This is a genomic window from Mesorhizobium escarrei, from assembly GCF_935825525.1.
GTDB lineage: Bacteria > Pseudomonadota > Alphaproteobacteria > Rhizobiales > Rhizobiaceae > Mesorhizobium > Mesorhizobium escarrei.
Genome location: NZ_CAKXZT010000124.1, coordinates 177,408 through 190,356, shown reverse-complemented (window position 1 = coordinate 190,356; position 12,949 = coordinate 177,408). Strand labels below are relative to the sequence as shown.

Sequence of the window (12,949 nt, the reverse complement as noted above, 5' to 3'; positions counted from 1 at the left end):
GTTGCGATTTCTATCCCGGCAGCAGGGCCGGAAAACTCTTGGGTCAACTGGGTCAGTGCCCGGGATGCAGGGCGTCGTTCAGATACATGCAGGTCAGCACGGCAAAGACGTAGGCCTGCAGGAAGGCGACCAGCAGTTCCAGCGCCGTCAGTGCCACGGCCATCGCCAGCGGCAGGACCGATCCGGCAATGCCGAGCGTGCCAAGCGCGCTCAAGCTCACCACGAAGCCCGAGAACACCTTCAGCGTGATGTGGCCGGCCAGCATGTTGGCGAACAGGCGAACCGAGAGGCTGACCGGGCGCGAAACGAAGGAAATCACCTCGATCAGCACCACCAGCGGCAGCAGGTAAACCGGCACGCCATGCGGCACGAACAGTTTCAGGAAACCAAGGCCATGCTTCATGAAGCCGTAGACGACGACGGTTCCGATCACCAGCGCGGCAAGGCCGAAGGTGACGATGATATGGCTTGTGACGGTGAAGAAATATGGAAAAAGACCGAGCAGATTGGCAACGAGCACGAACATGAACAGCGAAAATACCAAGGGGAAGAACTTCATGCCTTGGGTTCCGGCTGCGTCCCTCAGCATGTTGCCGACGAATTCGTAGGCCATTTCCGAGACCGACTGAAGACGGCTGGGAACAAGGCTGCGGCTCGAGGTGCTGAGATAGAGAAACGCCGACGCAACGGCGACGGTCGCGACCATGAACAGCGCCGAATTGGTGAACGACAGGTCGTAGCCGCCGATCTCGATCGGAATCAGCTTGTTGATATGGAACTGGTGGATCGGATCGACCTTGTCAGCAGCCACTTTAACTCCCCATCAAAGCCGCACGCGGCTTTAGTGTCCTGTTCACTGCGCCGGCAAGCGGCGCCTCAAGTCATTCTTTCGGATCGCGGGCTTTGTCGCCCTGTCCGAATTCCGCCATAAGTCCCGCGGAGCGCAGGACATTGAGCACGCCGGCGCCGAAACCGAGCAGCAAAAAAACGATCAGACCCCATGGCGATGTCCCCGCCACACGGTCGATGATCCAGCCAAGACCAGCACCAACCACTATCCCGGCGATGAACTCGCTGGATAGCTTGAGCGCCTGGCCATATCCGGCCGCACTGCCCGCTTTCGCGTCGTCTTTCCCCTCGAGCCGGTCCGGCCGCCTTGTCGCAAGCGATGCTTCAAGGTCGCGCCGGCGGCGCTCAAGATCGTCGTCGCGGATATCGGCTTGACGCTGTTTGCCGCGGCCGGTTTCTCCGGTTCCGTCTGGCCCATTCTTGTCGGCCATCGCAACCCCCTTGCCCGGTCAGATCGTCACCGTCCGTCCGCTCTTAAGTCGCCGGCAACATAGTTAGAGGGTCCGCGCCCGTCAAGCCACGGGCGGGACTTCAGCCTTAAGTATTTTTTCTATGAAAATCAATAGCTTGCCAGGGTGCGACATCGTGCCCGCTACCGCCGCTGGCGTGCCGCGACCGAATCCCTCCGGCGACGGGTCTTCGATCGGCCGCGGCCGGGGCCTTGCCGGAGCGCTCAGCTCCAGCCGCCGCCATAGGTGCGATAGAAGATGTGCAGGCCGATCCTGGTCATTTTTTTCATCGTCCGCGCCCAACCGGGGTTGACGTAGTTGGCGTAATAATGGGTCGACGATCCGACTTCCGGGATGAAGATCTTGCCGGCAGTGACCGCCATGGCGATGTCCTGCGCGGTCTTGTAGTGGGCGGGACTCTGGATGCGCTTCTTCCTGCCGTCGCAGGCGAAGGAAAACTGGCAACGGTTGAACCACTTGTCATTCTGATAGACGACGCCGCAGATCGAGTTCGGATAGGCCGGATTGCGAACGCGATTGAGGATGACCTGGGCGACGGCGGCCTGGCCGCGCAGCGATTCCCCGCGCGCCTCGAAATAGATGCCGTTGGCGAGGCAAGTCTGTTCCGCTTTGGAGAAGACGCTCGCCGGCAGCGGAGTTTGCATCCACGAATGATCGCCCTTGGCCACCGGCGGAATGAAACGGCCATCGTTCGGCTTCTCGTCCTGAAGCAAGGCCTCGAAGGGCGAAGCCTGGGCATAGTCAGGCGCGGCCGCTGCGTAGGCGGTCGCCAGGACGTCGGGGCGATCATTGTTGACTAGGGCGGCCAGCATGGCCGGCACGCCAGGATCCGGCATCTTGTCGACGCGCCTATGAAACGCGGCGGCGATCTGGATCTCCTTGCCTTTGATCTCGGGCTTGGCGAAAGCCATTTTCAGCCCGCTGTCCATGCTCGGGCGAATCAGCGAGGAGGTGCGCTCAAACACCGAGCCGGCATTGAAGTTCTTCGGCGGCGCGACCGGCGAGACGATGATGATGCGGCCCTTCTTGTCGGCGCGCATGATGCGGTCCTCGTCGGGCGTCGTGCTGGCCACGCTGCCCTTGCCGCGAAAGGACACGGCGCCGATGCCGGGCAAGCGGACGCCAGAACCCGAGATCGAGCCGGTGGTGTCGGAATCGAGGAAAGGCATTTCGGCGGCATGGACCGAGCCGGCGACGGATTTCTCGACATACGCGTTCCAGCGGGCGTTCGGCGCCTTGAGACCGGAAACCAGGCTCGTCATGTCCTGGTAGGCAATGACATTGGGAAAGCCGACCCAGATGCCAAGTCCAATGACCAGAGGAGACAGAAACGAACGTCTTTTCTCACCGGCGAAAGCGGCAAGCCGCTTCAAAACACGTCGATGCACGGAACTCTCCAGAAACGCAACGGACCCCACTGGAGAGGCACGATGATGCATTAACCTTGATGGGGCGTTAACGGAGTTCGACGGCGCCAATCATTTCAAGGGCTTTGTTGGAAACGGCTCCAACGGTTCCAATAACCACTCCGCAGAGCGCTGTTCAGAGATGGAGGAGCCTCCTCTATGCCACAAACATGCTTAACCGCCCGTCATCGGCGAGCGGTCTCTTGCTTCAATGAGGTTTTTCGGTGGCGTGCTGGTCCGCTCAGGGGATAATTCCGCGAGGGCCCCGGCGCAGCTGGATCTGGCGGGTACCGCAGCATTTCTTGAACTTCATACCAGAACCGCAAGGACATTGATCATTGCCGCTGCGTTGCAGCCGGCCGACCAGGGGGAGCATTGCTGCGGAAGGCAGGAGCGTCGCCGCAAGGGCCGCCAACTTGGCCGAGATTCCCGGCACGACGAGTCGACGACCGGATTTGAACCCTCGCCACGCACGTTCGGCCACATACTCCGCATCCACCTTGGGCAAGAAGCTGAAGAGCGCCGTCTGACTGGCGCCTGACCTTGCGAGAAACTCCGTCGACACCGGGCCTGGCGCCACGCATGTGACCGTCACACCGGTTCGGCGCACCTCCTGGTGAAGCGCCTGTGAGAAGAAGCGCACGAAACCTTTGCTGGCGAAGTACAGAGCCATGTAAGGTCCGGGAACGAACCCGGCCACGGAACTGAGATTGAGCACCCCGCCCCGTCGCCGCGCCACCATTCCCGGCAGAAAATGGAGGGTCAATTCTGTGAGCGAATGTATGTTGAGATCGATGATGCCGAGTTGACCGTCAACAGGCAGCGCCGTCGCCGCGCCCCGCAAACCATAGCCGGCGCTGTTCACCAGGACATCACAGACCAGGCCGTGTGCGGACAGAAAGCCCTCCAGGCGCGTTGGCGCATCGCCTGCCACGAGATCCAACTCGAGCGTGAAGGCCTCGCCACCCGCCTCCCGAACCTCAGACGCCGCGGCGGCCAAACCCTCGGGCGAGCGGGCCACCAGCACAACCGCACCGCGCTCCCGTGCAGCGACGCCCGCAATTGCCCGGCCAATTCCACCAGAGCCGCCAATCACCACGACGGCTGGCCGCAATTCACTGTGCGAAATCATGTCGCGTTCCTGTGTCTTGCAGGAGCGGCAACACTTTGACCGAGCAGCATCACTTCATTGGCGACAGTGCCGTTCAGGATCTTTTCGAATCTCTCCAGTGCTCGTGCAACGTTCGCTCCATCCATGACCCGATGATCGTAGTGGATGCGGACATTCACCGATCCGTCTTTGCCGATCGGACCGTAGTTTAGAAGCGTGGTCAATGGTGTTAGCGGGTTGAGTGATTCCGCGCCAAGACCAGAATAGACGGACAGTTGGAAGGTGCCGAAGTAATTTGCCCTTTGCCGGGCGACGTTCAAACCTAGCCACATAAGCAGCCACCTGACTGGCGCGGGCGCACCTGCCATCCGCAAGGCACGCCGGAACTCCGGGACCTCCAGGATCGGCCGTGATCGAGCCGCGTGGATGGATGCCTCCAATTGCGGGATTGAGTAGCGCTCCGGGCACTTGATGCAGCTCAGCAGAACGGCCGGCTCGCCGTCATATTCGCGCTCGTGGGCAATCGAGGCCACGCTTGCCGGATACTCGTAAAGCTGCGGCCAGGGCAACTTGACATAGGCGCGCCGCAGCTCCGGCATCTCCAGGGCGAGAAGCGCATATCCTTTCAGGAAGATCGCGGTCCACGAGGGCCTGGTCTGCTGCGCCATCCTGGCCCTTACGAGTGGGCCGAGATTCATCTGACGCTGCACCGCGACCCGTGGCACGCCGATCGAAAACTTCATCAGATCGCCAACAAGGCGCCGGGGCGCCGAAAGCTTGAGGGCTCGGCCTCGCATCAAACGACCTCTAATAAATATAAGGGAATATCCGCTTGGTCCTTTCCATATAGGCACGGTATTGCGGGCCTAAATTCTCCAGCATCATACGCTCTTCCTTATCCACTCTCAGCAGGAAAAGCACTGCGAAACCAATCAAACCGGATATGCCCGCAACCCAGTTCGGCAGCAGAAAGAGCTGGCCGAGCCCCATAAGCAGGAACGAGGTGTACATCGGGTGACGGACCAAGGCGTACGGCCCGGCGCTGACCAGTTCATGCCGTTCGCGAATCTCAAGCGTAATCGACCAGTTACGGCCAAGTTCCTTGTGGGACATGCGAAAAATCCACAGCGCGGAGCAGAAGATGATGGTTCCGAGCGCCACCGACCACAGGCTGGCCGGGTGGTCAGCCGCTGCGGGGATGCCGGTGGCGACATAGAAGCCAGGCAGGATCGCCATGCCAAGGAGAGCCGATGCAAGCCCGACGGTGTCGGAACTTGAGCGGCCGCCAGCGACAATTCGCACGCGCCTAGCCCGGCGCTCGAAGGGATACCGGATCACGTACCAAGCAACGAGGCCGATCACCCATATGATCTCGCCAAGTGAAGCTACAGAAATGGCCACTTCAGGTCACCGGAGCCTTTTCTCGATCTGGGGCCACGATAAACCGTCGCAACGATGTCAGCGTCCGAATTGTCGACCGATAGACATTCAGAGCGCGTTCCTTTCGGACTTGACCGGGCAAATGAGACGCGAAAGCGGGTTTTGCCAATCGCATTCAACCCCCGTTCATCTCCCGAAGCTTGGTTATGAATTGTTGCGGCCTGAGCCAGGTACCGGGGGTCTTATACCCCATGGATCTGGCGATGTCCGCTACGAATGCGTTGCAGTTGTAGAGCGAGGCGTGCCAAAGCGGAGAACTGGCCTGCAACTTTCGTATGCTCGCGACGACTTTCCTGTATTCGGCTTCGGTAAGTAAAACTCGCCAGCTTGCCGACCGGTAGGCATCTTCCAGGTCGCCGTCTGTCCACCCGGTCGAGGCTGGAACGGGCGCCAAATGGCCGAGAACATAGACATTGGGATCATCGGACTTCGGAGCGAGCCCCGCGACTTCGGGGTTAACCATCCCTCCGGCCTGGTTCAATCGTCCAAAAATCACGTAGGAATGGCCGTAGGTAAGGGCGTATCGGGAGCGGAACTCGATGAAATGCGGTTGGGCCACGCGCGCCGGCATCGCCGCGGTCTTCAGTGCCCGATCATTGGACACAAAAGTTGGCTGGGGCTTGTTGTCCTGCGACTGACATGACGCGGCGACAAGCGCGAGCAGGGCCACAATTGTTGAACGGCCACTTACAAGCGTCATCTCATCCAGAACTCCGAGGACCGCACACCTGGTGTCAGCCTACGCCCGCCAACCGCCGTAGGCTGCGAATCCGGCCTTGGCCCCTGAATATCGATGGGGAAGGGCCTGCGGCCCTTCCCCAAATCTCCGAAAGCCGGTGCTTATTTAATCACGGGCTCTTCTACGGCAACGGGTTCCGGCGGAGGAGCCTTCCCCTTTCCTTTACCGATCCCGTTCGCGCAGCCGCTCAGGCTGGTAACGGCGAGGGTAGCAACCATTACAATCAACATCCTGCTCATCAAGCAATCCTTTCCCCAGGGGCGGAACAGCCTATAGAATCGCCACAAATAAAAAGATATGCAGCCCCACCAAGTTAGCTGCGATCTACACCAACGCCTAGTGCAGAAATGACACAGTTGGCACCCGGTTGCAGGCGGCAGCTTTGCGGTGACGTGCCGGCAGGGCTCACCATCCAACGGAGATTAGGCCTGCCCACCATCAGACAACCACCACCGTCGTGCCCAAAGGAGTACGGTCGTAGAGGTCAATGATGTCGTCATTGATCAAACGGATGCACCCGCTCGATACCGCTGTGCCTATCGTCCATGGCTCGTTGGTTCCATGTATCCGGAAGTGAGTGTCGCGCCCGTCGCGATAAAGATAAAGGGCACGCGCACCAAGCGGGTTGTTTGGTCCGCCAGGGACCCCTCCTGCATACTGCACCAAGCGCGGCTTGCGCCTCATCATATTGGCGGTGGGTGTCCACGACGGCCAGTCCGCCTTGCGGCCGATGGTCGCTGTACCCTTGAACGAAAGTCCCTGCTCGCCGACGCCGACGCCATAGCGCGTCGCCCACCCGTCGGTCTCGACGGCATAGAGAAAATGTTGCGAAGTATCGACGACGATCGTTCCAGGCGGCTCGTTTCCGTAGTACCGCACATGCTGCCGTCGGTAACGAGGACTGAGGCCACTTCTTGGTCCGAACGCGGATGAAATCGGCTCCGTCACCTGTCGTAACGTCGACGTACATCCGGAGAGCATCAGAGCCAGACTACCCAGCACGAGCCCCCGGCGCGCAATGTGGTGTTCTTCCATTTCTACCTGCTAGGAAACTGGTCAATCTACCGCCCGCCCTCGTCTCTACCATTGCAAGGCCTGCGGGCCAAGTCTCGCTGTGTGGTGGCAAAATGAATTCACAGGATTGACAAGCGAACCGGAGCGAAACTTCTTGCGATAACCGTCCGCCTCTGTTCGGTTATGTCACAATGGGCATAGGACAGAGACGATGAAGCCTGACTTCCATGGTAAAGTCGCGATTGTGACCGGCGCAGGCTCCGGAATAGGAGCGGCTGTTTCACGGCAACTCGCGCAAGAAGGAGCCGAGGTTGTTGTCGCCGACCTTGATGCCGAGGCCGCGCGCTGCATGGCTGCCGAAATAATCGCGCAAGGAGGCAGGGCCCACGACTTTGCGGTCGATGTCACTGATGCGGCAGCCGTCGAAAAGCTGATCGAGTTCACTGTCCAGAAATGCGGCGGACTGGATATGGCGGTAAACAATGCCGGCATCGACGGCGTTCGGAAAGCGACGGCAGACTACCCGCTCGACAACTGGCACAGGCTGATAGACGTCAATCTAAATGGCGTTTTCTACAGCATGAAGTACGAAATCGCCGCCATGCTGGATCGAGGCGGAGGCGCCATCGTGAACATGTCCTCCATTCTCGGTTCCGTCGGCTTGCCGACTGCTTCCGCATACACGGCAGCGAAACACGGGGTCGTTGGACTAACCAAGGTTGCGGCGATCGAATATGCGAGGATGGGCATCCGTATCAATGTCGTCGGCCCCGGCTGGATCGAAACGCCTCTTCTATCGGAGCAAGTGGAGGCATTAGCCACGCGGCGCATGGCAGCCCTTCAGCCGATGGGCAGGCGCGGCAAACCGGAAGAGGTAGCGGCTCTTGTCTGCTTCCTGTTGTCCGATCAGGCCAGCTTTATCACCGGGAGCTACCATCTGGTGGACGGAGCTTACACCGCCCATTAGCGCGTCGTAGCTGATGCTGGCGCCCAAAAAGACGCGGCGCTCAGCGGCGCTTCTTCGCCTTGCCGGCGAACGGATTTTCTGAGGTGCGCAAGGCGATGCGAATCGGCACGCCGGGCATGTCGAAGGCTTCGCGCAGGCTGTTGGAGAGATAGCGGACATAGGATTGCGGCATCGCGTCCGGCCGTGAGCAGGACACGACGAAGCCCGGCGGGCGCGTCTTGGCCTGGGTGACATATTTGATCTTCAGCCGGCGCCCTGCCACGGCAGGCGGCGGATGATGCGCCAGTATACCTTCCAGCCAGCGGTTGAGCTTGCCGGTCGAGACGCGGCTGTTCCACACCCTGTGCGTCCTGATGACGGCATCCATCAGCTTGTCGAGGCCGCGCCCGGTCTCGGCCGAGACCGGCACCGCCTGGATGCCGCGCGCCTGCGGCAACAGCCGCTCGGTCTTCTCGCGCAGTTCCGCCAGGAGTTCCTGGGGATGGTCGATCATATCCCATTTGTTGAAGGCGATCACCGGCGCGCGGCCCTCGCGGATGATCAGGTCGGCGATCTGCAGATCCTGCTTCTCAAAGGGAATGGTGGCGTCGAGCACGATGATGACGATCTCGGCAAAGCGAATGGCGCGCAAGCCGTCCTGCACCGACATGACTTCCAGCTTTTCGTGGATCCTGGCCTTGCGGCGCATGCCGGCGGTGTCGAACAGTTTCAGGCGGCGGCCATGCCAGTCCCAGTCGACGGAGATGGAATCGCGGGTGATGCCGGCTTCCGGCCCGGTCAAGAGCCGCTCCTCGCCGATCAGCGCGTTGATCAGCGTCGACTTGCCGGCGTTCGGACGGCCGACGACGGCGATGCGCATCGGTTTGGTATCGTCATAGCTCGGCTCGGCATCCGGATCGGTGATGTCCTCGCCGATCAGCACCTCGCTGGCGGCGGCCTCCTCGTCTGCATCTTCTTCTTCGCCGAAGGCGCGCGCCTCGCCCAGTGCTGATATCACCGCATCGCGCAAGTCGGGCAGGCCTTGGCCGTGTTCGGCCGAGACCGGGATCGGCTCGCCAAGGCCGAGTTCCCAGGCCTCCAGCATGCCGCCCTGGGCGCCGCGCGCCTCGGCCTTGTTGGCGACGACGACAACCGGCTTGCCGGATTTGCGCACGATCTCGGCGAAGGTCTTGTCGTCAGGCATCAGCCCGGACTTGGCATCGATGGTGAAAAAGATCAGGTCGGCTTCGCGGATCGCGATCTCGGTCTGGGCGCGCATGCGGCCCGGCAGCGTCGAAGCAGCAGCATCCTCGAAGCCGGCAGTGTCGATAACGTCGAAATGCAGGTCGTAGAGCTTGGCGGCATGGACGCGACGGTCGCGGGTGACGCCCGGCGTGTCGTCGACAAGCGCCAGCTTCCTTCCCACCAGACGATTGAAAAGAGTCGATTTTCCGACGTTAGGCCGGCCGATTATGGCGACTTTGAAGGTCATGCGGCCCTACATCTGCCAGCATGTCGTCGTCCCAAAGCCGCACCACACTTTTGGGCGACATGCGCCTGCCATGCATGTCGTTGCCCCAAAACCGCTACACACTTTTGGGCGACATGCATTATGACACGCCGCCCGACCCACGGATCAGCTCTGACATCAACGTCGCCCGCTCGCGCGCGTTGCGCGGGGCGCTGTCATCCGAGGCGATCTGGTCGAACAGTTTCAGTGCGTCCGTCGCCTTGCCTTCCTTCCAGGCGGCAAGGCCGAGCGCCTCGCGCGCCGTATGGCGCAGCGGATTGGTGTCGGCGGTGAGCGTCTCGACTCGGCCCGAGACGTCGGCGAACGAACCGTGGTCGACGAGCAGCAGCGCTGCCCTGAGGCGCGCCATGTCGCGAAGGCCTGATGGAATGTCCGTGTCGGCGGCAACCTCGTCGAAATCCTTGACGGCAGCATCGAAATCGCCCTTGTCCGCCTTGACGGTTGCCGCTCGCATGCGGGCGAGCAGCGGATAAGCGCCGTAGCCATCCTTCTCCAGCGCATCGAGGGCCGCCAGCGCTTCGTCGCTCTTGCCTTCATTGGCGAGCTTCAGCGCCTGCGAGAAGGCGTCGCCCGAGCGATTGGCGCGGGTCTCGTCCCAATAGCGATAGCCGACGAAGGCGGCGGTGCCGACCACCACCAGTATCGCGAGCGCAAGCAAGGCAGGACCAAAACGGTCCCACAGCGCATGCGCCTGATCGCGACGCATCTCTTCGTTGACTTCGCGGATAAAACTGTCGTCCGACATTTCAAAACCATCCTGCCCGCCCGAGGGCGGTTTAGAGCGACGTGCGTCCATGGAAAGTACGCTCTAACACTTTGAATTGCGCATCGGGCTTCCTGAAAATCAATTCTGCACTTCAGGCCGATGCGGCGTTTTAGCGAAATTTTGCCGGCATGGAAGGGGTTCGATCGGAAAATCGGCTAATCGCCGGTCACGTGACCGCAAGGCGACCGCAGCCACGCCACATTTCGCCGATAGCCGGTGCGCGAACCCTCCTCAAAATTCAGATCGGACACTGATGCCTCGTTTGTCCCGCGCTGTTGCGTTTTCGATCGCGTCGCTGGCTGCGGCGGGCGCTGCTGTCGCCGACCCGCCAGCGCCGGTAAAGCCGAAGCAGGCCGTTATCATCTCGTTCGACAGCGCCCGCGATATTTCGCAATGGAAGCGCAGCCGGGCGCTGGCCCAGCGCACCGGCGCCCATTTCACCTATTTCGTCTCCTGCGTCTTCCTGCTGTCGCCGGAGACGCGCAAGGAATACACGGCGCCCGGCAGGACCTCAGGCAAATCCAATATCGGCTTCGCCGCCTCGAAACAGGAAATCGCTGACCGGCTCGAGCAGATAAACCTTGCCGCCTCGGAAGGCCATGACATCGGCAGCCACGCTTGCGGCCATTTCGACGGCAAAGACTGGAGCAAGGCCGACTGGCTGAACGAGATCCGTTCGTTCAAGCGCATTCTCGAAAACGCCTATTCGATCAACGCCATTGACTCCGAACCCGCAGGCTGGCGCGACATTGCACGTAAGGCGGTCGGCTTTCGCGCACCCTATCTGTCGGCAAACAAGGCGCTCTACGAGGCGCTGCCCAAGGCGGGCTATTTGTTCGACGCGAGCGGCGTGTCGCGCGGCCCCGCCCGGCCACCGACCAGCGACGGCATCACACGCTTTTCGCTGCCGCAGATTCCGGAAGGTCCTGACACAAGGCGGGTGATCGCCATGGACTACAATCTCTATGTCAGGCATTCCGGTGGCTTCGAGCGGCGGAGCAAGGCGGACGAATTCGCCAACCGGACCTATGACGCCTTTCGCGCCGCCTTCGACACTCAATACCAGGGCAAACGCATTCCGCTGGAACTCGGCTTCCACTTCACACTGATGAACGACGGCGCCTACTGGAAGGCGCTGGAGCGCTTTGCCGGCGAGGTCTGCACCAGGCCCGACGTCGAGTGCATCAGCTATCGCGACTATGTTTCGCGGCGCGATGGCGGCCAAACACGGGCGTGGGCGGCTGACTAAAGCGCGTCGCGTTTGACCGGCCTCATGCGACGCGCTTTATGTTGTTGTATTGTGCATGTCGCTAGACGCGCCCGCCCTCGCGATTCTCAACTTGCCGGCTGATCTTCAGGGCGCAAGCCGGCTCGCTCTCGCTCCAAGTAGGCCTGGTCGATTTCCGGTAGCGGCGCGCCTTCCAGCGTCGCTTCGAAGGCGCGCAGGCGCTTGTAGATGGATATCAGCTCGACGATGGTCGGCCAGGAATTCACGAGATATTGGAACGAACTGGCGACTTGAGAAAAGGCGGTGACAATCTGCTGAAACGCCCCAAAGGTTATCTTACCAAGAGCTAATGTCGGAACAAGAATGAGTGTGGCAAAAACGTTATCCACCTGGAGATAGAGATAGCGCACCATGTCGAAGTAGACATAGTGAGCGTATAGCGTGAAGTAGTTCTTCCGAACGTTGCTGAAAAGCTCGGCCAGCGTTGGTGGCTGCGCTCGCGTCGTATCGTCCTCACCGAGGACAAGTTCCTTGCGCAGAGCGGCTTCAACACGCTGATTGCGAAATTCCAACCCAGGCAACTTTACGCCGACGACTGCCAGCAGGCCGGTGCCAAACAGAGACCACCCGATCGCCGCAACGACCAGCGGATAAGGGATTGCGCCGACGATTGGGAGAGTTGCAACATGGAGGGAAAGGGAAGCCAGCAAGGGCAGGAATGCAATCAGGGTCATGATCGAGTCGATGAAGTTCACGCCGAGCCCCTGCATTGTGCCGGAGAAGCGCATCGTGTCATCCTGAACGCGCTGCGACGCCCCTTCGATATGGCGCAGCCTCGGCCAGTAGGCGGTAAAATAATCGTTCATCGCGGTGCGCCAGCGAAACACATAGTGCCTGACGAAAAACACGTTCAGAACGGCAATGCTCATATAGATCAGCGCCAACGACAGAAACTGCCATACGCCGTAGTAAAGCTCGGCAGGGGTAACGGAGCCGGGCGTGGTAAGCGCCTTCTGCACCATGTCGTAAAACATGCCGCGCCAGTCATTGAGCGCCACACTGATCTGCACGATGAAATTGGTGACGAAAATGATCAAACCAGAGCCAAGGATCGACCAGTTCTGCCAGCGATGCGGGGAATACAGCGCCCAGAAAAGGTAGAATACGCCCATACCGGCGAAGAAATATCCGTAGAACCAGAGGAATGCCGGCGTCAGGAATCTTACCGGGCTGATGACTGGTGCGGCCTGCGGGTCGACCGGCGGCATGCCGAGCATCGTGCCAAGGTGCTCGCCGCCGAAAAACCACAGGAGGACGAGCAGAAGGCTCCAGGCGACGGCCGAAATAAAGAACAGCTTCGGCTGCGGGAAGAAGGATACGAACACGTTGGGAAAATCCTCGGTCGATGCGCAAATCAGCGGCGTTGCTGTTCAGCGGGCATAAGGTCAC

General features: G+C 60.6%; 14 protein-coding genes. 2 read left to right on the top strand and 12 right to left on the bottom strand.

What is annotated here, in order from left to right; translation table 11 throughout:
* Positions 1-52: 52 nt before the first annotated feature.
* The 9 genes from NMG80_RS15250 to NMG80_RS15210 all read right to left on the bottom strand — a co-directional run bounded on the left by NMG80_RS15250 (position 53) and on the right by NMG80_RS15210 (position 7,050).
* Complete coding sequence (locus NMG80_RS15250; protein ID WP_077381387.1) at positions 53-811, bottom strand: F0F1 ATP synthase subunit A; 759 nt, start codon at positions 809-811, stop codon at positions 53-55.
* A gap of 70 nt (positions 812-881) precedes the next feature.
* On the bottom strand, positions 882-1,280 hold the full coding sequence (locus NMG80_RS15245) for an AtpZ/AtpI family protein (protein ID WP_023799399.1): 399 nt from the start codon (positions 1,278-1,280) through the stop codon (positions 882-884).
* 242 nt (positions 1,281-1,522) lie between these two features.
* Entirely contained in the window at positions 1,523-2,707 is a 1,185-nt protein-coding gene (locus NMG80_RS15240) for a cell wall hydrolase (protein ID WP_254018854.1), read from the bottom strand.
* Positions 2,708-2,966: 259 nt separating this feature from the next.
* On the bottom strand, positions 2,967-3,857 hold the full coding sequence (locus NMG80_RS15235; protein ID WP_254018853.1) for an SDR family NAD(P)-dependent oxidoreductase: 891 nt from the start codon (positions 3,855-3,857) through the stop codon (positions 2,967-2,969).
* A complete protein-coding gene (locus tag NMG80_RS15230; RefSeq protein ID WP_254018852.1) occupies positions 3,854-4,633 on the bottom strand; it encodes a 2-oxo acid dehydrogenase subunit E2 in 780 nt (259 codons plus the stop codon). Before NMG80_RS15230 ends, NMG80_RS15235 begins: the two co-directional genes overlap by 4 nt.
* A gap of 10 nt (positions 4,634-4,643) precedes the next feature.
* Positions 4,644-5,231 carry a protein-S-isoprenylcysteine O-methyltransferase gene (locus NMG80_RS15225; protein ID WP_254018929.1) on the bottom strand — a complete coding sequence of 196 codons (588 nt, stop codon included), beginning with the start codon at positions 5,229-5,231 and terminating at the stop codon, positions 4,644-4,646.
* A gap of 160 nt (positions 5,232-5,391) precedes the next feature.
* Positions 5,392-5,976 carry a hypothetical protein gene (locus NMG80_RS15220; RefSeq protein ID WP_254018851.1) on the bottom strand — a complete coding sequence of 195 codons (585 nt, stop codon included), beginning with the start codon at positions 5,974-5,976 and terminating at the stop codon, positions 5,392-5,394.
* A gap of 140 nt (positions 5,977-6,116) precedes the next feature.
* Positions 6,117-6,254 carry an ABC transporter gene (locus tag NMG80_RS15215; RefSeq protein WP_084646669.1) on the bottom strand — a complete coding sequence of 46 codons (138 nt, stop codon included), beginning with the start codon at positions 6,252-6,254 and terminating at the stop codon, positions 6,117-6,119.
* A 199-nt stretch (positions 6,255-6,453) separates the two neighbouring features.
* Entirely contained in the window at positions 6,454-7,050 is a 597-nt protein-coding gene (locus NMG80_RS15210; protein WP_254018850.1) for a L,D-transpeptidase, read from the bottom strand.
* A 190-nt stretch (positions 7,051-7,240) separates the two neighbouring features.
* On the opposite strand from NMG80_RS15210, the gene NMG80_RS15205 reads away from it, so the two are divergent.
* Positions 7,241-7,996 carry an SDR family NAD(P)-dependent oxidoreductase gene (locus NMG80_RS15205; protein ID WP_254018849.1) on the top strand — a complete coding sequence of 252 codons (756 nt, stop codon included), beginning with the start codon at positions 7,241-7,243 and terminating at the stop codon, positions 7,994-7,996.
* A gap of 40 nt (positions 7,997-8,036) precedes the next feature.
* Here the strand turns inward: NMG80_RS15205 and der are convergent, their stop codons facing one another.
* Together der and NMG80_RS15195 are read right to left on the bottom strand one after the other, a co-directional pair.
* Positions 8,037-9,467 (bottom strand): ribosome biogenesis GTPase Der, encoded by a 1,431-nt coding sequence (gene der, locus NMG80_RS15200; protein WP_254018848.1) that lies wholly within the window; start codon positions 9,465-9,467, stop codon positions 8,037-8,039.
* A 118-nt stretch (positions 9,468-9,585) separates the two neighbouring features.
* Positions 9,586-10,251: a tetratricopeptide repeat protein gene (locus tag NMG80_RS15195; protein WP_254018847.1), complete on the bottom strand. Its 666-nt coding sequence runs from the start codon at positions 10,249-10,251 to the stop codon at positions 9,586-9,588.
* Between the two features lie 274 nt (positions 10,252-10,525).
* Between NMG80_RS15195 and NMG80_RS15190 the strand changes: the two genes are divergently transcribed.
* Complete coding sequence (locus NMG80_RS15190; RefSeq protein WP_254018846.1) at positions 10,526-11,521, top strand: polysaccharide deacetylase family protein; 996 nt, start codon at positions 10,526-10,528, stop codon at positions 11,519-11,521.
* Between the two features lie 86 nt (positions 11,522-11,607).
* On the opposite strand, the gene sbmA is transcribed toward NMG80_RS15190, so the two are convergent.
* Complete coding sequence (gene sbmA / locus NMG80_RS15185) at positions 11,608-12,885, bottom strand: peptide antibiotic transporter SbmA (RefSeq protein WP_254018845.1); 1,278 nt, start codon at positions 12,883-12,885, stop codon at positions 11,608-11,610.
* Positions 12,886-12,949: the final 64 nt, after the last annotated feature.

Coding starts and splice junctions, on each gene's coding strand:
- NMG80_RS15245 (WP_023799399.1), bottom strand. CDS start 1,280: ATGGCCGACAAGAATGGGCCAGACGGAACCGGAGAAACCGGCCGCGGC.
- NMG80_RS15235 (WP_254018853.1), bottom strand. CDS start 3,857: ATGATTTCGCACAGTGAATTGCGGCCAGCCGTCGTGGTGATTGGCGGC.
- NMG80_RS15230 (WP_254018852.1), bottom strand. CDS start 4,633: ATGCGAGGCCGAGCCCTCAAGCTTTCGGCGCCCCGGCGCCTTGTTGGC.
- NMG80_RS15220 (WP_254018851.1), bottom strand. CDS start 5,976: ATGACGCTTGTAAGTGGCCGTTCAACAATTGTGGCCCTGCTCGCGCTT.
- NMG80_RS15215 (WP_084646669.1), bottom strand. CDS start 6,254: ATGAGCAGGATGTTGATTGTAATGGTTGCTACCCTCGCCGTTACCAGC.
- NMG80_RS15210 (WP_254018850.1), bottom strand. CDS start 7,050: ATGGAAGAACACCACATTGCGCGCCGGGGGCTCGTGCTGGGTAGTCTG.
- NMG80_RS15205 (WP_254018849.1), top strand. CDS start 7,241: ATGAAGCCTGACTTCCATGGTAAAGTCGCGATTGTGACCGGCGCAGGC.
- der (WP_254018848.1), bottom strand. CDS start 9,467: ATGACCTTCAAAGTCGCCATAATCGGCCGGCCTAACGTCGGAAAATCG.
- NMG80_RS15195 (WP_254018847.1), bottom strand. CDS start 10,251: ATGTCGGACGACAGTTTTATCCGCGAAGTCAACGAAGAGATGCGTCGC.
- NMG80_RS15190 (WP_254018846.1), top strand. CDS start 10,526: ATGCCTCGTTTGTCCCGCGCTGTTGCGTTTTCGATCGCGTCGCTGGCT.